Origin of the sequence: Rhizobium ecuadorense (genome assembly GCF_001187535.1) — a bacterium.
In the GTDB taxonomy this organism is placed as follows: Bacteria; Pseudomonadota; Alphaproteobacteria; order Rhizobiales; family Rhizobiaceae; genus Rhizobium; species Rhizobium ecuadorense.
Map to the genome: position 1 here is coordinate 1 of NZ_LFIO01000668.1, position 242 is coordinate 242.

General features: G+C 57.0%; 1 protein-coding gene. It reads left to right on the top strand.

What is annotated here, in order from left to right:
- Positions 1 to 242: hypothetical protein (locus tag AF337_RS12800; protein WP_152971042.1), on the top strand; the 242-nt coding region annotated here is incomplete at both ends.

Below are 242 nucleotides of genomic sequence, written 5' to 3' on the forward strand. Positions count from 1 at the left end.
TCTTGATCTTCTACAGAACCTACGGACGCTCGAACCGCTTCTGACCGATGTCGATGTCGAGTTGGCCGGACTGGCGGAATTTGACGAGATCGCCGCAGTTCCCAAGGAAATCGAGCAACAGCTTGAAAAACAACTGGAGCGGCTCCAGCAACTTGCCACACGAGAGGCTGCCTCCCTCGAGACGAGCGAGCGCATTCGGGGCGAGTTTGAGGCACTGCAGCTCGATCCTGCCGTTTTGAAGC